Below are 20,966 nucleotides of genomic sequence, written 5' to 3' on the forward strand. Positions count from 1 at the left end.
GACACATGGCAAAGAAAGTGACCGGATACCTGAAGCTTCAGGTGCCGGCCGGTGCGGCGAACCCTTCGCCCCCGATCGGTCCCGCGCTTGGTCAGCGCGGTTTGAACATCATGGAATTCTGCAAAGCGTTTAACGCGCAGACGCAGAAGGAAGAAAAGAACACCCCAATCCCGGTGGTGATCACGATCTACGCCGATCGTTCGTTCACCTTCGCCCTCAAGACCCCCCCGATGTCCTTCTTCATCAAGAAGGCCGCCAAGCTCACCTCCGGCTCCAAGCTGCCGGGTCGTGACAAGGCCGGCGCGGTGACCAAAGCGCAGGTGCGCGAGATCGCCGAAGCGAAGATGAAGGATCTGAATTGCGACACCATTGAATCGGCCATGAAGATGGTTGAGGGCTCTGCCCGTTCGATGGGTGTCGAGGTCGCGGGGTAAACGGTCATGGCAATTGGAAAACGTTTGAAGAAGGCCCGTGAGGGCATCGACCGCGAGAAGCTCTATCCGGTCGCCGAGGCCATCAAGATGGTCAAGGAACGCGCCAAGTCGAAGTTCGATGAGACCATCGAAATTTCGCTGAACCTCGGCGTCGATCCGCGTCATGCCGACCAGATGGTCCGTGGCGTCGTCACTTTGCCGAACGGCACCGGCCGCACCCTGCGCGTCGGCGTGTTCGCCCGTGGCCCGAAGGCTGAAGAAGCCAAGGCTGCCGGTGCAGACGTCGTCGGTGCAGAAGACCTGTTCGAGAAGGTCCAGGCCGGTCAGATCGATTTCGATCGCTGTATCGCAACCCCCGACATGATGCCGCTGGTCGGTCGCCTTGGTAAGGTGCTCGGTCCGCGCGGCATGATGCCGAACCCGAAGATCGGCACCGTGACCATGGACGTCACCGGCGCAGTCAAGGGTGCCAAGGGCGGTTCGGTCGAGTTCCGCGTCGAGAAGGCCGGCATCGTGCAGGCTGGTATCGGCAAGGCATCTTTCTCGGAAGAGAAGCTCGTCGAAAACATCAAGGCTCTGGTCGACGCCGTCTCCAAGGCGAAGCCGGCTGGCGCCAAGGGCACCTATCTGCAGCGCGTTGCTGTGTCTTCGACCATGGGCCCCGGCGTCAAGGTTGAGACGGGCACCGTGCTCGGCTAAGCCGGAACAAGGCTTGCAAGAAACCAGGGCGGAATCGGGCAACCGGTTCCGCCCTTTCTTTTGTCTTCCGCTCTTTGACCCAGCAGGAATGTCACGATGGCCGAGAAGGTTCTGATCTATTCGCGTTTCCCGAAGTCCCAGATGGTGCGTATCGGCGAGCACTTCGACCTACTAGACGCTGCAGGCAAGCCACCGCTGCAGACCTTTTCCGCTGACCAACTGAAAGACGTGCGCGCGCTGATCACCGCGGGCGGTCAGGTGCTCAAGGCAGACGTGATGGACATGATGCCGGCGCTCGGCGCCATCATCTGCTACGGCACCGGCTATGACGGCGTCGATTTCAAGGCCGCGGCCGAGCGCAAGATCGTGGTCGGCAACAGCCCCGGCGCAAATGCGGCTTCGGTGGCCGACCTCGCGCTGACCCTCATGCTTGCGGTGACGCGGCGTCTGCTGCCGGCGGATCAGTATCTGCGCGAAGGCGGCTGGTCCTCCGCAAAGCCGTCGCCGCTGATGTCGCCGCAGCCCGGCAATCCCGGTCGCAAGGTCGGCGTCTACGGCATGGGCGAGATCGGCCGCAAGATCGCATCGCGCGTCGCGGCCTTCGAATGCGACGTCGCCTATCACAGCCGCAGCAAGCATGATGTGCCGTATCGCTATGAGCCCAGCCTCGAAGCGCTGGTCGAATGGTGCGACGTGCTGATGATCGCCGTGCGGGCAGGGGGCGATACCAACCGCATCATCGATGCCGCGATGCTGAAGAAGCTCGGCGCCAATGGTGTCGTCGTGAACATCTCGCGCGGCTCGGTGATCGATCAGGCCGCGCTGACAGCGGCGCTGACGGACAAGACCATCGCCGGCGCCGGCCTCGACGTGTTCGAGAAGGAGCCCCACGCGCCCGACGCACTCACGGCTTTGCCGAATGTCGTGCTGACGCCGCATATCGGCGGCCACACGCTCGATTCGCACACGGCGATGCAGGACTGCGTCATTGCCAATCTCGACGCGTTTTACGCGGGCAAGGGGCTGCCCTATGCGGTGGCGGTTTAGGGCAGCTATTCGGTGATCTGGAAACTGGTGAACAGGTCAACCACGCTCTGAGGCGCGTTGTCGTTGAAGAATAGCTTCAGATTCCGGTCGGTCTCCGCAGCAACAGACGCGCTGCGGGGAAAGAGGTCGGTTTCATACGCGATGAGCGCGGCTTCAACATTTTCCGGATTGGCGGCAAGTGCCCGTCCGAGTTCGGCGCCGTCATACATTGCGAGATTGGCGCCTTCGCCGGCGAATGGTGACATCAGGTGCGCCGCATCGCCGAGCAGTGTTACCCCCGGTACGCGCTCCCATCGGTGTTCGATCGGCAGCGCATAGATCGGGCGAAGCACAGGGGCGGCCTCACTGTTGGCGATGAGCGCTGTCAGTTCCGGAGCCCAGTCCTCGAATTCCGCGGCGATGCGGGCGAGGGCACTCGTCCGGTCGGAGAAATCGATGCGGGCAATCCAGTCCTCCGGCCTGTTCAGGGCCACGTAGCCTTGCAGTGTTCCATCGGCGTGTCGGTGCGCAAAGATTCCCTGGCCCGGCGCAATCGCCATCAGTGTGCCCCCGCCAACCGCTTCCGCGCTGGCCTTGTGGCGGGTGTCGGCGTCGAAAAGAAACGTCTCGATGAATGACGTGCCGACATAGGCCGGTTTCTCCCCGGAGAGGAGCGGGCGAACGCGTGACCAGGCGCCGTCGGCACCTATGAGGAGATCGGTCGTGACCGTTGAGCCATGGGAGAAAGTCAGTGCGTGCCGCCCGCCGCCGAGCGGAGACGCCGCTGCAAGTTTATGTCCCCAGCGGATCGTGTCGGCAGGAAGGGAATCGAGCAGAATCTGGCGAAGCTCTCCTCGATCCACCTCAGGTCGACCGCCGTTGCCCATGTCGGGCCTGTCAAACAGCAGCTTGCCGTCCTTGTCGCGTATCCGCTTGGCGTCGGCACCGACGACGATGATGTCGCGGAAAGCTTCGAACAATCCCGCAGCCTTGAGTGCGAGCTGCCCGTTGTATTCGTGAATATCGAGCAGGCCTCCTTGTGCTCGCGAGTCGGCCGAGGCTTCAGCTTCATAGATCGTCGCTGCGATACCGTGAACATGGAGCACGCGGGCAAGCGTCAGGCCGCCGAGCCCCGCGCCGACAATCGCCACATGAGTATTCATCTCGCCACCTTCGCAGTCGCAGGCTGTCCCGGGACATTCCCCAAGACCTGGAATGGAACGTCATTCCATTCTATTGGAACGTCGTTCCATTTATGTCAAGGTGGGGACATGGCCAAGAAAACTCGCAGTAGCCCACGACGCGAAGACTCGCTCTCCCGGGATCGCATCATCGAAGCGTCGATCGCGATCCTGGACGGCAGCGGGGAAGATGGTCTGACATTCCGTGCCCTGTCGGAGCGGCTCGCCACGGGTCCCGGGGCTATTTATTGGCACGTGCCCAACAAGGGCGATCTGCTGACTGCCGCCTGCGACGCCATCATCGCCCGCGCGATGAACGCGCCCCTGGTCGGCGCGACGCCTCAGGCCATCATTCGCACCCTCGCGCTGGGCATGTTTGACGCGATCGACGCGCATCCGTGGGTTGGGTCGGCGCTCACACGCGCTCCCGGGCAGTTACCCATGGTGCGAATACTCGAACGCATCGGCCGGCAGGTGAGCGCCCTTGGCGTGCCTGACGAGGAACAGTGGGCGACGGTGGGTGCGTTGCTGAACTACATCCTCGGCGTCGGTGCGCAGAACGCGGCCAATGGGCAGCTCGGCCGGACGCGAGGAATCGACAGGTCTGACTTTCTGGACGCGGTCGCAACCACCTGGTCTCAGCTCGATCCGGACGCGTATGCATTCACCCGCAGCATGGCTGCACATTTGCGGGGGCACGACGACCGCAGGGACTTTCTCGCCGGAATCGATCTCATCCTGAGCGGCATCGAAGCGTCGCGGCGCCTCTGAAAAGCTGACGACTGGTCTGAAGAGCCGTTTCGCAAGAACCAATTTCGTTCCCGCGCGGTACAAAAATAATTGAATGGGTTATTCCGCAATGCGGATGTAGATGTCGGCTGTTTAGAACAACTCGAATGTAGGCGTACATTCGACGACATAGGACATCAGCGATGGCTGCGTTCACTCTCAAGATCAACGGTCAGGCCCGTCAGGTCGACGTCGATCCCAACACACCTCTGCTCTGGGCAATTCGAGATGGGGCCGGTCTCACCGGCACCAAATATGGCTGCGGGGTCGCGCAATGCGGCGCCTGCACGGTCTATGTGGACGGCCAGACCGTCCGCTCGTGTTCAATGCCCGTCTCGGCCATCGGCACCAGCGAAATCACCACCATCGAAGGGCTCAACTCCAAGGAAGCCAAGGCAGTGCAGGCCGCCTGGGTCGCGCTTGACGTGCCGCAATGTGGCTACTGTCAATCCGGCCAGGTGATGAGCGCCACCGCGCTGCTTAGCGTCAATCCGACCCCCACCGACAACGATATCGATCTGGCGATGAACGGCAACATCTGCCGCTGCGCCACCTATGTCCGCATCCGCGCCGCCATTCATGGCGCCGCCAAATCTCTGGAGGGTTGAGCCATGACCGTTCATGACACCAAACTCTCCCGTCGTACGCTGCTCAAGGGCAGCGCTGGCCTCGTGCTCGGCGCCTATGTTGCGCGCGCCGACAAGCTGTTTGCGCAGGCGGCGGCAAAGCCGTCGGTCAATATCGCGCCGAACACCTTCCTGATCATCAAGCCCGACAGCACCGTCACGGTGCTGTGCAAGGGCATCGAATTCGGGCAGGGGCCGTTCACCGGCATGGCGACGTTGGTCGCCGAAGAACTCGACGCGGACTGGGCGCAGATGCGTGCCGATCACGCGCCGTCAAATCCGCAGCTCTACAAGAATCTGGCGTTCGGCATGCAGGGCACCGGTGGCTCGACCGCCATCGCCAATTCCTACATCCAGATGCGCCAGGTCGGCGCCGCCGCGCGCCAGATGCTGGTCGCGGCTGCTGCCGATGCGTGGCAGGTGCCGGCGGGCGAGATCACTGTCGATAACGGTGTGATCAAACATGCGTCTGGCCATGAAGGTCGCTTCGGCGAATTCGCCGACAAGGCGATGGCCATGCCGGTGCCGGCTGATCCGAAACTGAAGGATCCGTCGCAGTTCAGGTTGATCGGCAAGGAAGGCGTCGTGAAACGCCTCGACAGCGCCGACAAGACCAATGGCAAGGCCTTCTACACGCTCGATATCAACGAACCGGACATGCTCACGGTGGTCGTGGCGCGTTCGCCGAAATTCGGCGGCAAGGTCGCGTCATTCGATGCGACGGCTGCGAAAGCCGTGGCTGGTGTCGTCGACGTCAAGCAGGTGTCGAATGGCGTCGCTGTCTACGCCAAGGGTTTCTGGCCCGCGAAGATGGGCCGCGAAGCGCTGAAGATCACCTGGGACGACAGCAAGGCGGAGAAGCGTGGCAGCGCCGAACTGCTGCAGCAATTCCGCGGCCTGTCGAAGACGGCCGGCAAGCTCGTCAAGGCCGAGGGCAAGTTCGAAGAGTCGATGGCCAAAGGTGGCCGCGTGATCGAGGTTGAATACGTCTTCCCGTATCTGGCCCATGCCGCGATGGAGCCGCTCAACGCCTATCTGAAATGGGACGGCGACACCGCCTATGCGCGCTATGGCTGCCAGTTTCCGACGCCTGACCATATGGCGATCTCCAAGGTGCTCGGGCTGCCGATCGAGAAGGTCAAGATCGACGTTCTTCTGGCCGGCGGCAGCTTCGGCCGCCGCGCCCAGCAGAGCACGCATCAGGCCATCGAGCTCGCCGAAGTCGCGAAAGCGATCGGACCGGGCAAGCCGGTCAAGCTGGTGTGGACGCGCGAGGACGATATGCGCGGCGGCTACTATCGGCCGTATTGCATCCACCGTATGCGCGGTGCGGTGCGCGACGGCAAGATCGAAGCCTGGAGCGACACCATCGTCAGCCAGTCCATCATGAAGGGCTCCTTCTTCGAGTCCATGATGTTCAAGGACGGCCTCGACCCGACGTCCTATGAAGGCTCGAACGAAATCCCGTACGACGTCGAGAACTTCCGCTGCGACATGCATCAGGTCGATGTCGGCGTGCCCGTGTTGTGGTGGCGCTCGGTGGGCCACACCCACACGGGTTATGTCGTCGAAGCCTTTGTCGATGAACTGCTCGAGGCCGCCGGCAAGGATCCGATCGAAGGCCGGCTTGAACTCCTGAGCAAGAAACCGCGCCATGCGGGCGCGCTGAAGGCCGTCGCCGAACTCGCCGACTGGAAGAACTACAAGGTGCCGGCAGGCCGCGCGCGCGGCGTTGCGGTGGTCGAGAGCTTCAACACCTTCGTTGCGCAGGTCGTCGAACTGTCCATGACCGACGACGGTCCGAAGGTGCACAAGGTGTGGTGCGCGGTGGATTGCGGCGTCGCCGTGAACCCCGACATCATCCGCGCACAGATGGAAGGTGGCATCGGCTTCGGCCTCGGTCACATCCTCTATGCGGAACAGACGCTGGATGCCGGCGCGCCGGTGTCCGGCAATTTCGATACCTATCGTTCGCTGCGCATCAACGAGATGCCGGAGATCGAGGTGGTGATCGTGAAATCGACCGAGAAGCCATCAGGCGTCGGCGAACCCGGCGTGCCTCCGCTCGGGCCTGCCGTTGCCAACGCGCTGGCGAAACTCGGAGTGGGAAGACCGCGGCAGTTGCCGATCGTACCAGGAGCCTCAGCATGAGCTTGTTTAAGAACTCGATGTTGGCGCTGGTCGCCGGCGGCCTCGCGGCGGGTCTCCTCGCATTCGCGGAGCCGAGCTTCCAGGAGGCCGATGCAGCGGTCAGCAATCCGACCAAGCTGCAGTCGGTTTCGGGCTTCGCCAAGATCAAGAACAAGAACGAGCGTGCGGTGGCGTTGTTTACGGAGGCCGGCAAGGTCATCCAGTCGCCGCGCTGCATGAACTGCCATCCGGCCACCGAACGCCCGACCCAGACCGACCGCATGCGGCCGCATATCCCGCTGGTCGTGCGCGGCGAGGGCGGTGTCGGCGCAGCCGGTGGTCTCGCTTGCGCCACCTGCCACCACGAGAACAACTTCGATGCCGCCAACGTCCCTGGCAATCCGAAGTGGGCGCTGGCGCCCATCGAGATGGCCTGGCAGGGCAAGACGCTTGGCCAGATCTGCACCCAGATCAAGGACAAGGAGCGCAATGGCGGCAAGGACATGGCCGCGCTTGTGAAGCACATGGCCGAAGACGAACTGGTCGGCTGGGGCTGGCATCCCGGTGGCAACCGGACCCCGGCGCCGGGCACCCAGAAGCAGTTCGGTGAGCTGATCAAGGCCTGGGCCGATGCGGGAGCGGCCTGCCCGAAGGGGTGATGCAATCAAAAGTGGAGCCGGTTCAGCCGGTTCCACTTTTGCGCTCTGGGTGCCCTGAACGGCTCCCCTTGCAGAAAAGATGCCACATCGGCATTTCGCGCTTGGCAACACGAAAAAGACTCGTTAAACAACCGTTTCCGGGCGTGCTGGCTGGTAGCTGGCGCGTCTGTGTTCGCACTCCGACAACCCACATCGCAGGAGACTTTTCCTTTCAGGCTGTCCATACGGATCGCTCGACGGGGATGGGACGCGCGACGCGGATTTGAGGAAGGCGGGCAGGGGTCACCAATAGGCCGGATGATGGCTTATCGATGATCCTGAATCCTGTCCGAGACTGCTGGCGCCTTAGATAAACGCAAGTTTCATCAACGGCTTAATCGTAAAACTTGATGCAGCCAGCATAGACGGGTGAAGACTGGATTTCGCCAATGTCGTTTTGTGCGACATGACGCGTATTTGGTTCGAACCTCGACACCCCGCGCCAATGCTGGTTCGCCAGGACGGTTCGGGAGGGCAGGCTATCATATCGTCTCGCCCGACGTGTCTTTAGACCATGTGTTTTAACGAGCATGGGTCTTGAGGTCAGGTTCAGGTGGGACGGTGGGTGTAACCCGGCGGTCCTATCTCGATAGAGGCCGCCAACCGGAGAGAGCTTGCTGTGGAAAGAGCGGCTAAAAAGGACGCGGTCGACGCGCTGAACGGGGTCTTCAAGACCACCAGCGTTGCGGTTGTCGCCCATTATTCCGGCCTCACCGTTGCCCAGATGCAGAACCTGCGTTCGCAGATGAAGCTGGCTGGCGCCTCGGTGAAGGTCTCGAAGAACCGTCTCGCCAAAATTGCTCTTGAAGGCACGGATGTTGCTGCCATCGGTTCCCTGTTGAAGGGCCCGACTGTGATCGCCACTTCGGACGATCCGGTAGCTGCGCCGAAGGTTGCCGTCGAATTTGCCAAGGCGAACGAGAAGTTCGTCATCCTTGGCGGCTCGATGGGTAAAACCGTCCTGAACGTCGACAGCGTCAAGGCCTTGGCCGCGCTGCCCTCGCTCGACGAGCTGCGCGCGAAGATCCTCGGCCTCCTTGTGGCGCCGGCGACCAAGATCGCTCAGCTCTCGACAGCTCCCGCGGCGAAGCTCGCGCGTGTTGTTCAGGCCTATGCCTCAAAGAGCGAAGCGGCCTGACGCCCTTCGCATTCAAACCCTGGTTCGAACCAAATACGCTTAAGGAAATAGACAATGGCTGACCTACAGAAAATCGTTGACGATCTCTCGAGCCTGACCGTGCTCGAAGCTGCCGACCTCGCCAAGATGCTCGAAGAAAAGTGGGGCGTTTCGGCTGCTGCTGCTGTTGCAGTTGCTGGTCCGGCTGCTGGCGGCGGCGGTGCTGCTGCTGCTGAAGAAAAGACCGAGTTCACTGTCGTCCTGGCTTCGGCCGGCGACAAGAAGATCGAAGTCATCAAGGAAGTCCGTGCGATCACGGGTCTTGGCCTCAAGGAAGCCAAGGACCTGGTCGAAGGCGCTCCGAAGCCCGTCAAGGAAGGCGTTGCTAAGGACGAAGCCGAGAAGATCAAGGGTCAGCTCGAGAAGGCTGGCGCGAAGGTCGAACTCAAGTAAGACCCTTTATGGGTTCCATCTGGAGGGCGGCCATTTGGTCGCCCTCTGGGCCGGAACCCGATGGACTACACAGGAATGTGTGGGGATGCGCTGGGAACCACCCTCGAATCTCCATGATTGCCATCCCATATCGGGACGGCAGCACGAAAAGCACGGTCTGACAGCGGAAACGGCGACGTTTCCGGTTAAGCCGTTGGGAGATGGGCAATTTTCGGGCTTTTCGGTCCGTAGCTAGACGGTTTGGACGGGCGAGATGCAGTCGGGCATCGCGCACGTCGTTTTGCGTTCTGCGATTCAAATGCTCGGGAGAGGGATTTTGTTCCTCACATTGGGCGCTGAATTCGGAACGTTCTTGGAAATTCAACCCGGAGGCGATGGCAGTCGCGCTCTGGAAGGTTCGCCCCTTTCGGGCGACGCAATGAGAGGCCACGATGGGTCAGCAGACGTTCACAGGTCGCAAGCGCGTTCGCAAGTTCTTCGGTCATATTAAAGAAGTCGCAGAGATGCCGAACCTCATCGAGGTTCAGAAGGCGTCCTACGACCAGTTCCTGATGGTCGATGAGCCGACCGGCGGTCGCCTCGACGAAGGTCTGCAGGCTGTTTTCCGTTCGGTGTTTCCGATCTCGGATTTCTCGGGCACCTCGATGCTGGAATTCGTGCGCTACGAATTCGAGCCGCCGAAATATGACGTCGATGAGTGCCGCCAGCGCGGCATGACCTATGCTGCGCCGCTGAAGGTGACGCTGCGCCTGATCGTGTTCGATATCGACGAAGAAACCGGCGCCAAGTCCGTCAAGGACATCAAGGAGCAGGACGTGTACATGGGCGATATCCCGCTCATGACCATGAACGGCACCTTCGTCGTCAACGGCACCGAGCGCGTCATCGTCTCGCAGATGCATCGTTCGCCGGGCGTGTTCTTCGATCACGACAAGGGCAAGACCCATTCGTCGGGCAAGCTGCTGTTCGCCGCCCGCGTGATCCCGTATCGCGGTTCCTGGCTGGACATCGAGTTCGACGCCAAGGACATCGTGTTCGCGCGTATCGACCGTCGCCGCAAGATTCCGGTGACGTCGCTGATGTTTGCGCTGGGTCTGGACGGCGAGGAAATCCTCTCGACGTTCTACAAGAAGATCCAGTTCAAGAAGATCAAGGAAGGCTGGCGCGTTCCGTTCGACGCCACCCGTTTCCGTGGCTACTCCACCGTCAACGACCTGATCGATGCCGACACCGGCAAGGTCGTGCTCGAAGCCGGCAAGAAGCTCACTGTGCGCGCTGCCCGTCAGCTTGCAGAGAAGGGCCTCAAGGCGCTGCGTCTGACCGACGAAGAGTTGGTCGGCAACTATCTCGCCGAGGACCTTGTCAACGTGAAGACCGGTGAAATCTACGCCGAAGCCGGCGAGGAAATCACGGAGAAGTCGCTGAAGGCGCTGAACGAGGAGGGCTACAAGGAACTCCCGCTGCTCGACATCGACCACGTCAATATCGGTGCCTATATCCGCAACACGCTCTCGGCAGACAAGAACCTGACGCGTGAAGACGCGCTGTTCGACATCTATCGCGTGATGCGTCCGGGCGAGCCGCCGACGCTCGAATCCGCGCAGAACATGTTCCAGTCGCTGTTCTTCGACAGTGAGCGTTATGATCTCTCGGCCGTGGGCCGCGTGAAGATGAACATGCGCCTCGAACTCGACGCGCCGGACACTCATCGCACGCTGCGCAAGGAAGACATCCTCGCCGTCATCAAGACGCTGGTGGACCTGCGCGACGGCAAGGGCGAAATCGACGACATCGACCATCTCGGCAACCGCCGTGTGCGTTCGGTCGGCGAGCTGATGGAAAATCAGTATCGTGTCGGCCTGCTGCGCATGGAGCGCGCCATCAAGGAACGTATGTCGTCCGTCGACATCGACACCGTGATGCCGCAGGACTTGATCAACGCGAAGCCCGCGGCTGCCGCGGTGCGCGAGTTCTTCGGTTCGTCGCAGCTGTCGCAGTTCATGGACCAGACCAACCCGCTCTCGGAAATCACCCATAAGCGTCGTCTTTCGGCGCTTGGCCCCGGTGGTCTGACCCGCGAGCGCGCCGGCTTCGAAGTCCGCGACGTCCATCCGACCCACTACGGCCGTATCTGCCCGATTGAGACGCCGGAAGGCCCGAACATCGGTCTGATCAACTCGCTCGCCACCTTCGCGCGCGTCAACAAGTACGGTTTCGTCGAGACCCCTTACCGCAAGGTCAAGGACGGTCGCGTCACCGATGAAGTCGTGTACCTCAGCGCGATGGAAGAGGGCCGCTACTCGGTCGCGCAGGCGAACGTGTCGCTCGACGCCAAGGGCAAGTTCACCGAAGACATGATCATCTGCCGTCATGCCGGCGACGTGTTGCCGCTGCCGGCCGACAAGGTCGACTACATGGACGTGTCGCCGAAGCAGCTCGTTTCGGTCGCTGCGGCGCTGATCCCGTTCCTCGAGAACGACGACGCCAACCGCGCGCTGATGGGCTCGAACATGCAGCGTCAGGCCGTGCCTCTGGTGCGCGCTGAAGCGCCGTTCGTCGGTACCGGCATGGAAGCCGTCGTGGCCCGCGACTCCGGTGCTGCGATCGCTGCCCGCCGTTCGGGTGTCATCGACCAGATCGACGCAACCCGCGTGGTTATCCGCGCGACAGAAGATCTCGATCCGACCAAGTCGGGCGTCGATATCTATCGCCTGATGAAGTACCAGCGTTCGAACCAGTCGACCTGTATCAACCAGCGTCCGTTGGTGAAGGTTGGCGACGTCATTCGCAAGGGCGACATCATTGCCGACGGTCCGTCGACCGATCTCGGTGAACTCGCACTCGGCCGTAACGTGCTCGTCGCGTTCATGCCGTGGAATGGCTACAACTTCGAAGACTCGATCCTCCTCTCGGAGCGGATCGTGAAGGAAGACGTCTTCACCTCGATCCACATCGAGGAATTCGAAGTCATGGCCCGCGACACCAAGCTCGGTCCTGAGGAAATCACCCGCGACATTCCGAACGTGTCGGAAGAAGCGCTGAAGAACCTCGACGAAGCCGGCATCGTCTATATCGGCGCTGAAGTCCGCGCCGGCGACATCCTGGTCGGCAAGATCACGCCGAAGGGCGAAAGCCCGATGACGCCGGAAGAAAAGCTTCTGCGCGCCATCTTCGGTGAGAAGGCGTCGGACGTTCGCGACACCTCGCTCCGCGTGCCTCCGGGCGTGCAGGGCACGATCGTCGAAGTCCGCGTATTCAACCGGCACGGCGTCGACAAGGACGAACGTGCTCTGGCGATCGAGCGGGAAGAAATCGAACGTCTCGCCAAGGACCGTGACGACGAACAGGCCATCCTGGATCGTAACGTCTACGGCCGTCTGGCTGATCTTCTGGAGAACAAGGTCGGCATCGCCGGTCCGAAGGGCTTCAAGAAGGACGGCAAGATCACGCGCGCCGTGCTCGACGAAAATCCGCGGTCGCAGTGGTGGATGTTCGCCACCGCGAACGACAAGCTGATGACCGAAATCGAAGCGATGCGGAAGCAGTACGACGAATCGAAGAAGGGCCTTGAACAGCGCTTCCTCGACAAGGTCGAGAAGCTGCAGCGTGGCGACGAACTGCCGCCAGGCGTGATGAAGATGGTCAAGGTCTTCGTCGCGGTGAAGCGCAAGATCCAGCCCGGCGACAAGATGGCCGGACGTCACGGCAACAAGGGCGTGGTGTCGAAGATCGTTCCGATCGAAGACATGCCGTTCCTTGAAGACGGTACGCATGCGGACATCGTGCTGAACCCGCTCGGCGTGCCGTCGCGCATGAACGTCGGTCAGATCTTGGAGACGCATCTTGGCTGGGCCTGCGCAGGCATGGGCAAGAAGATCGGTCAGACCATCGACGCCTACTACCAGAAGCAGGATCTGAAGCCGCTGCGCGACACCCTGAAGAAGGTTTACGGCGAAGACGAAGTCATCAAGTCGCTGAACGACACCGAGCTGCTTGAACTGGCGCGTAACCTGAAGCCCGGCGTGCCGATTGCGACGCCGGTGTTCGACGGTGCGAAGGAAGCCGACATCGAAGAGATGTTGAAGATGGCTGGCTTCGACGCGTCCGGTCAGTCCACCGTCTATGACGGCCGGACCGGCGACCAGTTCGATCGCAAGGTGACTGTGGGCTACATCTACATGCTCAAGCTTCACCATCTCGTGGACGACAAGATCCACGCGCGTTCGATCGGTCCGTACTCGCTCGTCACGCAGCAGCCGCTGGGTGGTAAGGCGCAGTTCGGCGGTCAGCGCTTCGGTGAAATGGAAGTGTGGGCGCTCGAGGCTTATGGCGCGGCGTACACGCTCCAGGAAATGCTGACGGTGAAGTCGGACGACGTCGCGGGCCGTACCAAGGTCTACGAGGCGATCGTGCGCGGCGACGACACGTTCGAGGCCGGTATTCCGGAATCGTTCAACGTGCTGGTCAAGGAAATGCGCTCGCTCGGCCTCAACGTCGACCTGCACAATTCCAAGCTGCCGGGGCCGACCTCCGAAGCTGCCGAGTAAGAACAAGCGTTACGCCCGGCCTGATGGCCGGGCGTCCGCACCCAGCCGGGACGTGGGGCAGGGTGTGTGGTCTAAAGAATTTCGAATTTGCTGCTGATGGCGATCGGCACGCGAGGAGAAGACGATGAACCAAGAAATTATGAATCTCTTCAATCCGACGACTCCGGCTCAGGTCTTCGACCAGATCCGGATCTCGATTGCGTCCCCGGAGAAGATTCTGTCGTGGTCCTACGGCGAGATCAAGAAGCCGGAAACCATCAATTACCGTACCTTCAAGCCCGAGCGCGACGGCCTGTTCTGCGCCCGTATCTTCGGGCCCATCAAGGATTACGAGTGCTTGTGCGGTAAGTACAAGCGCATGAAGTACAAGGGCATCATCTGCGAGAAGTGCTCGGTCGAAGTGACCTTGTCGCGCGTCAGACGCGAGCGCATGGGTCATATCGAACTGGCCGCTCCGGTTGCGCACATCTGGTTCCTGAAGTCGCTGCCGTCGCGCATCGGCCAGTTGCTGGACATGACGCTCAAGGATCTCGAGCGCATCCTGTATTTCGAATACTATGTCGTTCTCGAGCCGGGTCTCACCGCGCTCAAGGACCGTCAGCTGCTGTCTGAAGAAGAATATCTGAAGGCGCAGGACGAATACGGCCAGGACTCGTTCACCGCGATGATCGGTGCCGAGGCGATCCGTGAACTGTTGAAGGGTCTGGAGCTTGAGAAGCTCGACGAGCAGCTGCGCGTCGAGATGAAGGAGACCGAATCCGACATCAAGCACAAGAAGCTCGCCAAGCGCCTGAAGATCGTCGAGGCCTTCCGCTATTCCGGCAACAAGCCGGAATGGATGATCCTCACGGTGGTGCCGGTGATCCCGCCGGATCTGCGTCCGCTGGTGCCGCTCGATGGCGGCCGCTTCGCGACGTCGGATCTGAACGATCTGTATCGCCGCGTCATCAACCGTAACAACCGCTTGAAGCGTCTGATGGAGCTCCGCGCGCCGGACATCATCATCCGCAACGAAAAGCGCATGCTGCAGGAGGCCGTCGACGCACTGTTCGACAACGGCCGCCGTGGCCGTGTCATCACCGGCGCCAACAAGCGTCCGCTGAAGTCGCTGGCCGACATGCTGAAGGGCAAGCAGGGTCGTTTCCGTCAGAACCTGCTCGGCAAGCGCGTCGACTATTCGGGCCGTTCGGTCATCGTCGTCGGTCCGGAACTGCGTCTGCATCAGTGCGGCCTGCCGAAGAAGATGGCGCTCGAACTGTTCAAGCCGTTCATCTATTCGCGTCTCGACGCCAAGGGTCTGTCCACCACGGTGAAGCAGGCGAAGAAGCTCGTTGAAAAAGAACGTCCCGAGGTCTGGGACATTCTCGACGAGGTCATTCGCGAGCATCCCGTACTGCTGAACCGCGCGCCGACGCTGCATCGTCTGGGCATCCAGGCGTTCGAGCCGGTGTTGATCGAAGGCAAGGCGATCCAGCTGCATCCGCTGGTCTGTTCGGCCTTCAACGCCGACTTCGACGGTGACCAGATGGCCGTGCACGTTCCGCTGTCGCTCGAAGCGCAGCTGGAAGCGCGCGTCCTGATGATGTCGACCAACAACATCCTGCATCCCGCGAACGGTCAGCCAATCATCGTGCCGTCGCAGGACATCGTGCTGGGTCTGTACTACCTGTCGACCATGCGTGCGGGTCTCCCGGGCGAAAACAAGCTGTATCGTGAGATGGCGGAGATCGAGCATGCGCTGCATGCGAAGGTCATCCACCTCCACACCAAGATCAAATACAGCTGGTCCGGTCTCGACGCGGACGGCAAGCCGGTCACGCGCATGGTGGAAACCACTGCCGGTCGTGCGATGCTCGGTCAGGTTCTGCCGAAGTCGCCGAAGATGCCCTTCGACGTCATCAACAAGCTGATGACCAAGAAGGAAATCTCGGGCGTCATCGATCAGGTCTATCGTCACTGCGGTCAGAAAGAGACCGTGATCTTCTGCGATCGCATCATGGCGCTCGGCTTCTACAACGCGTTCAAGGCCGGCATCTCGTTCGGCAAGGACGACATGGTCGTGCCGGGTTCGAAGTGGAAGATCGTCGACGCCACCCGTGCGTTCGCGAAGGACTTCGAACAGCAGTACAATGACGGTCTGATCACCCACGGTGAGAAGTACAACAAGGTCGTCGACGCCTGGTCGAAGGCGGGTGAAGAAGTCGCCAAGGAGATGATGAAAGAAATCTCCTCGGTGAAGAGGAATGCGGCGGGTGAAGAAGCCCAGATCAACTCGATCTACATGATGGCGCATTCCGGTGCCCGTGGTTCGCCGGCCCAGATGCGTCAGCTCGGTGGTATGCGCGGCCTGATGGCCAAGCCGTCGGGCGAGATCATCGAAACGCCGATCATCTCGAACTTCAAGGAAGGTCTGTCGGTTCTCGAATACTTCAACTCGACCCACGGCGCTCGTAAGGGCCTCGCGGACACCGCGTTGAAGACCGCGAACTCGGGCTATCTGACCCGCCGTCTCGTCGACGTGGCGCAGGACTGCATCATCACGCAGACCGATTGCGGCACCAATCTCGGCATCAAGATGCGCGCCATCATCGACTCCGGCTCGGTGGTCGCATCGCTGGCGTCGCGTATCCTCGGTCGTTCGGCCTGCGAAGACATTCGCGATCCCGCGACCAACAAGGTGTTGATCAAGCGCAACACGCTGATGGAAGAGAAGGACGTCGATCTTCTCCAGCAGGCCGGCATCCAGGAAGTGAAGATCCGTTCGGCTCTCACTTGCGAACTGGTCAACGGCATCTGCGGCACCTGCTACGGCCGCGATCTGGCCCGCGGCACGCCCGTCAACCACGGTGAGGCCGTCGGCGTCATCGCGGCGCAGTCGATCGGTGAGCCTGGCACGCAGCTGACGATGCGTACCTTCCACATCGGCGGCGCGGCGCAGCTCAACGAGCAGTCGGTGATCGAGTCGAACTTCGACGGCAAGATCACGATCAAGAACGAGAACATCGCCAAGAACGGCGAAGGCCACATGGTTGCAATGGTGCGCAACATGGTCATCGCCATCTCTGACGCCGATGGCACCGAGCGTGCGACGTACCGTATCCAGTACGGTGCTCGCGTTCACGTGGCCAACGGCGACATGATCAAGCGTGGCCAGCGTATCGCGGAATGGGATCCGTATTCCCGTCCGCTGCTGACCGAAGTCGACGGCACGATCGGGTTTGAGGACCTGATCGACGGCCAGTCGATTACGGAAACGCTGGACGAGTCCACCGGTATCGCCAAGCGCGTCGTTACCGATTGGCGTTCGTCGCGTGGCGGTGCGGACTTGCGTCCGGCTATCGTCATCAAGGGCAAGGACGGCAAGGTCCTCAAGCTCGCACGTGGCGGCGACGCCCGTTACATGCTGTCGCCCGACGCCATTCTGTCGGTCGACGTCGATGCCAAGGTGACCTCGGGCGACATTCTTGCCCGTGTCTCGATGGAAAGCGCGAAGACGCGTGACATCACCGGCGGTCTGCCGCGGGTGGCCGAACTGTTCGAGGCGCGCAAGCCGAAGGACGCGGCGATCATCGCGGAAATCGGCGGCACCATCCGCTTTGGACGCGACTACAAGAACAAGCGTCGCATCTCGATCGAGCCGCTCGACAAGAACGAGGAGACCCGCGAGTACCTCATTCCGAAGGGCAAGCAGATCCATCTGCAGGACGGCGACATCGTCGAGAAGGGCGATTACATCGTCGAAGGCAATCCGGCGCCGCACGACATTCTGGCGATCAAGGGCATCGAGGAACTCGCTGCCTATCTGGTCAACGAAATCCAGGAAGTTTACCGGTTGCAGGGCGTGCTCATCAACGACAAGCACATCGAAGTGATTGTCCGTCAGATGCTGCAGAAGGTCGAGATCACCGATCAGGGCGAGACCGACATGATCTCGGGCGAGCAGATCGACAAGATCGAGTTCGACGCGCTGAATCTGAAGGCGAAGGAAGAAGGCAAGAAGATCGCGACCGGAAACCCTGTGCTGCTGGGCATCACCAAGGCCAGCTTGCAGACCCGTTCGTTCTTCTCGGCAGCGTCGTTCCAGGAGACCACGCGCGTGCTCACCGAAGCTGCCGTCAACGGCAAGGTGGACCCGCTCGAAGGCCTCAAGGAAAACGTCATTGTCGGCCGCCTGATCCCGGCCGGTACCGGCGCCTCGATGGCGAAGATCCGCGAAGTCGCAATGAAGCGCGACAAGATGATCCTCGACGAGCGCGAGAAGCAGGCGGCGATCGTGCCGTCGGCTCCGGCAGAAGAACCGCTGATGCTGCCGTCGGCCGAGTAATCGGGCCGGGCAGACTTAAGAAACGAAAGGGCCGGCGCAAGCTGGCCCTTTCTCGTTTTGATCTGTTCATTCGGTTGGAAACGGAGAGCGGTCAGATGACATGCGATATTCGGCCGGCTCAAGCCGGCGATGCGGCAGATATCAGCCGCGTCATCATCCGTGCGCTGCGCGAAACCAATGCGAAGGATTACACGCCCGATATCATCGCACGCGTTGAACTCAGTTTCAGCTCCGCGGCTGTCGAACGATTGATCGACCAGCGCGAGGTGTTCGTTGCCGAGATGGACAATCGTGTTGTCGGCACGGCGAGCCTGGATGGGCACGCCCTGCGGACCATGTTCGTCTTGCCGGACGTGCAAGGGCGCGGCATCGGCCGTTTGCTGGTGCAGCGGATCGAGAGGGTCGCCCGCGAACGACAGCTTGCGATTCTGACGGTTCCGGCGACGGTCACCGCAGAGGCTTTTTACGCGAGACTGGGCTTCACGGCCGTTCGCGAGGCCTATCACGGTGAGGAGCGGACCATCGTTATGGAGCGTGTCTTGTCGCCGACCAACTGACCTGCCACTGCAGATCACATCAATGCCATGGAAAAGGCCGGCGAAAGCCGGCTTTTTTCGCGTCTGACGTGTGTTGCGGCGCACTACATGCTTTTGTTCATCTTTCCTTCAGCTGAAAAATGTTTTCACTTGGAGGGGGTTAGCGCGAGTCGACGGGGTCGACGGGCCAGCCTTGCAGCGTCAGCGGATTCCGCTTTGGCTGGGAATACGTTACATCGACCGTTGCCGGATATTGCCGCCGGCAAACACGACGCGTGAAAGAAACCTATGCTTGATCTAGCAATTGTTGGTGGTGGTCCAGGCGGCCTGATGAGCGCCTGGTATCTCAAGAAGAAGCTCGGCGATCTCTGTCGTGTCACCATCTACGAGGCGTCCGACCGCGTCGGCGGCAAGATTCTCACGCGCAAGTTCGATACAGCGCCAGCCATGTACGAAGCTGGCGTTGCGGAAATCTACGATTACTCGATGACCGGGCCGGATCCGCTGCGCGAGCTGATCCAGCATTTCGGCCTGCAGACCATCCCTATGGATGCCGAGCAGGTGCAGCTGGACGGCGAGCTGCTCAACGACGTGCCGGGCATGCGCAAGAAATACGGCCCGAAGACCGCAGCCGCCATTGAAGCTTTCCGCAAGAAGTGCGCGAGCATGGTGTCGCCGATCGAATATTACGAAGGCGTCGGTTCGCACGACAACGAACACCCCTGGGCATGGATAAATGCCGAGGAGCTGCTTGATAAGGAAGTCAGCGATCCCATTGCCAAGCGCTTCCTGAAGGTGATGGCGCGCTCCGACATCGCGACCGAGACGCACAACACCAACGGCCTCAATGCGCTGAAGAACTTCGTGATGGATGTCGATGGCTATATCGGGCTCTATTCGATCCAGAACGGCAACGAGCAGCTGATCTCCTGCCTGCAGTCGGAAGTCGATGCCGACATCCGGCTGAATCACCGTGTGCTCAAGGTCGGCAAGACCGAGCAGGGCCGCTATCAGCTCGACATGATGAACGGCAAGGGGCCGGACACCCGCGATTTCGATCTCGTGGTGATGTGCCTGCCGCATTCATGGCTGGCGACCATGCGCTGGGACGGCGAGCAGCTGCGCAAGTCGATGGTCAAGCATGTCTCTTACTTCGACCGCCCGGCCCATTATCTGCGGATATCGCTGCTGTTCGATACGCCGTTCTGGGGCGAGCAGATTTCCGGCGCCTGGTTCATGTCCGAAGCCTTCGGCGGCTGCTGTGTCTATAACGAGGGCGCGCGCCACGATGTCGGCAAGCACGGTGTGCTGAACTGGCTGGTGCCAGGCTCCGACGCGCTGGCCTTTGCCAATCTCACAGATGATGAGTTGATCGATGCCGCGCTGAAGTCGTTGCCGGCCTCGTTTGGCGATGCGCGTGCGCATCTGCTGGAAGGCAAGATTCATCGCTGGCTCTCGTCGGTCAACGCGATCCCCGGCGGCATGCCGGTGCGCGACGTCATGACCAATCACCGGCCGGAGCCCAAGGAGCACCCGGGTCTCGTCGTGGTCGGCGATTATCTGTTCGACTCGACGCTGAACGGTCTGCTCGACTCCTCGGATGCCGCCACCGACATCATCCTCACCGAGATGATGCGCCTGCGCCGCGCGCAGGGTCAGAATGGCACGACGATCTCCGACAAGATCGATCGCGACTATTTCCAGAACTATCGCGGCGTCGGTCCCTACAGCGAGGTCTGGAGCCAGTTTACCGACCCGGCCTATCTGACAAATCTCATCAAGATCGTCTGGGGCCGCGCCAAGGGCTACAAGCTGCTGGTCGCCGGCTCGGCATCAGGCGAACTGGTCGGCGCGCTACGTGCCAGGGGGATCGACGCCTGGGGTGTCGAGAACAACAAGGCAATCCACGCCAGGACGCCGAAGGCGTTGCAGAAGTTCAACAAGCTCGGCTCGATCACCGATCTGCCGTTCAAGGCCGGGCAGTTCGATTTCGTGTTCGAGACCAGCCTGTGTCACGTGAGCGACAAGCAGGTGGTGACGGCCGTGCAGGAGCTCAACCGCGTCGTGAAGACCGGCCTCGTCTTCGGCTCGGTCACATCAGACATGGCGCCGGCGGTGATCGATCGCTACGACCTGCTGCGCGGCGTCAAGAAGCTCGGCACCTGGTGGGAGTGGTCGGAACTGTTCTTCGGCAACGGCTTCGACCTGTCGATGCATCGCCGCGACTGCACCGAGGCGGTGTGGGAAGCCACATTGGCCGCCGGCAAGGGACCGGGCCACTGGTATGCCGACGCGGACAGCCTGCGTTACTCGTTCTTCGACAAGGTCGATGCCGAGGATTGATCTTTGGCATCCGCCCTCGGTTGCTTTGCCGAGGACATTCTGATCGCATAGGATCATTGCCGT

At 61.2% G+C, this 20,966-nt stretch carries 14 protein-coding genes; 13 read left to right on the forward strand and 1 reads right to left on the reverse strand.

The window, feature by feature from the left end:
- The first annotated feature begins 5 nt into the window (after window positions 1–5).
- The 3 genes from rplK (at window position 6) to AB7951_RS09530 (ending at window position 2,180) form a co-directional block, all read left to right on the forward strand.
- Window positions 6–434, forward strand: a complete 429-nt coding sequence (gene rplK / locus AB7951_RS09520) for a 50S ribosomal protein L11 (protein ID WP_068731528.1) — start codon at window positions 6–8, stop codon at window positions 432–434.
- Between the two features lie 6 nt (window positions 435–440).
- Window positions 441–1,133, forward strand: coding sequence for a 50S ribosomal protein L1 (rplA, locus tag AB7951_RS09525; protein ID WP_089268281.1), 693 nt, complete (start codon window positions 441–443; stop codon window positions 1,131–1,133).
- A gap of 96 nt (window positions 1,134–1,229) precedes the next feature.
- Window positions 1,230–2,180 carry a 2-hydroxyacid dehydrogenase gene (locus AB7951_RS09530; protein WP_120286929.1) on the forward strand — a complete coding sequence of 317 codons (951 nt, stop codon included), beginning with the start codon at window positions 1,230–1,232 and terminating at the stop codon, window positions 2,178–2,180.
- Between the two features lie 5 nt (window positions 2,181–2,185).
- Here the strand turns inward: AB7951_RS09530 and AB7951_RS09535 are convergent, their stop codons facing one another.
- Window positions 2,186–3,322: an FAD-dependent oxidoreductase gene (locus AB7951_RS09535; RefSeq protein WP_120286930.1), complete on the reverse strand. Its 1,137-nt coding sequence runs from the start codon at window positions 3,320–3,322 to the stop codon at window positions 2,186–2,188.
- Between the two features lie 108 nt (window positions 3,323–3,430).
- Here AB7951_RS09535 and AB7951_RS09540 point away from each other — a divergent pair, with 108 nt between their 5' ends.
- The 10 genes from AB7951_RS09540 to AB7951_RS09585 all read left to right on the forward strand — a co-directional run bounded on the left by AB7951_RS09540 (window position 3,431) and on the right by AB7951_RS09585 (window position 20,903).
- A complete protein-coding gene (locus tag AB7951_RS09540) occupies window positions 3,431–4,111 on the forward strand; it encodes a TetR/AcrR family transcriptional regulator (RefSeq protein WP_120286931.1) in 681 nt (226 codons plus the stop codon).
- A 161-nt stretch (window positions 4,112–4,272) separates the two neighbouring features.
- Window positions 4,273–4,737 (forward strand): (2Fe-2S)-binding protein, encoded by a 465-nt coding sequence (locus AB7951_RS09545; RefSeq protein WP_093762207.1) that lies wholly within the window; start codon window positions 4,273–4,275, stop codon window positions 4,735–4,737.
- Between the two features lie 3 nt (window positions 4,738–4,740).
- Window positions 4,741–6,906 carry a xanthine dehydrogenase family protein molybdopterin-binding subunit gene (locus AB7951_RS09550; RefSeq protein WP_120286932.1) on the forward strand — a complete coding sequence of 722 codons (2,166 nt, stop codon included), beginning with the start codon at window positions 4,741–4,743 and terminating at the stop codon, window positions 6,904–6,906.
- Window positions 6,903–7,544, forward strand: coding sequence for an Isoquinoline 1-oxidoreductase subunit (locus AB7951_RS09555; protein ID WP_120286933.1), 642 nt, complete (start codon window positions 6,903–6,905; stop codon window positions 7,542–7,544). The genes AB7951_RS09550 and AB7951_RS09555 overlap by 4 nt, the downstream gene beginning before the upstream one ends.
- A gap of 658 nt (window positions 7,545–8,202) precedes the next feature.
- Complete coding sequence (gene rplJ / locus AB7951_RS09560) at window positions 8,203–8,721, forward strand: 50S ribosomal protein L10 (protein WP_089268275.1); 519 nt, start codon at window positions 8,203–8,205, stop codon at window positions 8,719–8,721.
- 54 nt (window positions 8,722–8,775) lie between these two features.
- Window positions 8,776–9,153: a 50S ribosomal protein L7/L12 gene (gene rplL, locus AB7951_RS09565; RefSeq protein ID WP_089268274.1), complete on the forward strand. Its 378-nt coding sequence runs from the start codon at window positions 8,776–8,778 to the stop codon at window positions 9,151–9,153.
- Between the two features lie 431 nt (window positions 9,154–9,584).
- Complete coding sequence (gene rpoB, locus AB7951_RS09570) at window positions 9,585–13,700, forward strand: DNA-directed RNA polymerase subunit beta (RefSeq protein ID WP_120286934.1); 4,116 nt, start codon at window positions 9,585–9,587, stop codon at window positions 13,698–13,700.
- Between the two features lie 124 nt (window positions 13,701–13,824).
- A complete protein-coding gene (gene rpoC, locus AB7951_RS09575; protein WP_093762211.1) occupies window positions 13,825–18,024 on the forward strand; it encodes a DNA-directed RNA polymerase subunit beta' in 4,200 nt (1,399 codons plus the stop codon).
- Between the two features lie 95 nt (window positions 18,025–18,119).
- Window positions 18,120–18,581 (forward strand): GNAT family N-acetyltransferase, encoded by a 462-nt coding sequence (locus tag AB7951_RS09580; RefSeq protein WP_120286935.1) that lies wholly within the window; start codon window positions 18,120–18,122, stop codon window positions 18,579–18,581.
- Between the two features lie 267 nt (window positions 18,582–18,848).
- On the forward strand, window positions 18,849–20,903 hold the full coding sequence (locus tag AB7951_RS09585; protein ID WP_120286936.1) for an FAD-dependent oxidoreductase: 2,055 nt from the start codon (window positions 18,849–18,851) through the stop codon (window positions 20,901–20,903).
- The last annotated feature ends 63 nt before the right edge of the window (window positions 20,904–20,966 follow it).

The sequence above is a fragment of the Tardiphaga sp. 285_C5_N1_2 genome (assembly GCF_052076065.1).
Classification (GTDB): Bacteria; Pseudomonadota; Alphaproteobacteria; order Rhizobiales; family Xanthobacteraceae; genus Tardiphaga; species Tardiphaga robiniae.

What these genes read in the sequence shown, in the direction of transcription:
- AB7951_RS09545 (WP_093762207.1), top strand. Translation starts at nt 4,273, where the DNA reads ATGGCTGCGTTCACTCTCAAGATCAACGGTCAGGCCCGTCAGGTCGAC.
- rpoC (WP_093762211.1), top strand. Translation starts at nt 13,825, where the DNA reads ATGAACCAAGAAATTATGAATCTCTTCAATCCGACGACTCCGGCTCAG.
- AB7951_RS09585 (WP_120286936.1), top strand. Translation starts at nt 18,849, where the DNA reads ATGCTTGATCTAGCAATTGTTGGTGGTGGTCCAGGCGGCCTGATGAGC.
- rplL (WP_089268274.1), top strand. Translation starts at nt 8,776, where the DNA reads ATGGCTGACCTACAGAAAATCGTTGACGATCTCTCGAGCCTGACCGTG.
- rplK (WP_068731528.1), top strand. Translation starts at nt 6, where the DNA reads ATGGCAAAGAAAGTGACCGGATACCTGAAGCTTCAGGTGCCGGCCGGT.
- AB7951_RS09550 (WP_120286932.1), top strand. Translation starts at nt 4,741, where the DNA reads ATGACCGTTCATGACACCAAACTCTCCCGTCGTACGCTGCTCAAGGGC.
- rpoB (WP_120286934.1), top strand. Translation starts at nt 9,585, where the DNA reads ATGGGTCAGCAGACGTTCACAGGTCGCAAGCGCGTTCGCAAGTTCTTC.
- AB7951_RS09535 (WP_120286930.1), bottom strand. Translation starts at nt 3,322, where the DNA reads ATGAATACTCATGTGGCGATTGTCGGCGCGGGGCTCGGCGGCCTGACG.
- AB7951_RS09540 (WP_120286931.1), top strand. Translation starts at nt 3,431, where the DNA reads ATGGCCAAGAAAACTCGCAGTAGCCCACGACGCGAAGACTCGCTCTCC.
- AB7951_RS09555 (WP_120286933.1), top strand. Translation starts at nt 6,903, where the DNA reads ATGAGCTTGTTTAAGAACTCGATGTTGGCGCTGGTCGCCGGCGGCCTC.
- AB7951_RS09530 (WP_120286929.1), top strand. Translation starts at nt 1,230, where the DNA reads ATGGCCGAGAAGGTTCTGATCTATTCGCGTTTCCCGAAGTCCCAGATG.
- AB7951_RS09580 (WP_120286935.1), top strand. Translation starts at nt 18,120, where the DNA reads ATGACATGCGATATTCGGCCGGCTCAAGCCGGCGATGCGGCAGATATC.
- rplA (WP_089268281.1), top strand. Translation starts at nt 441, where the DNA reads ATGGCAATTGGAAAACGTTTGAAGAAGGCCCGTGAGGGCATCGACCGC.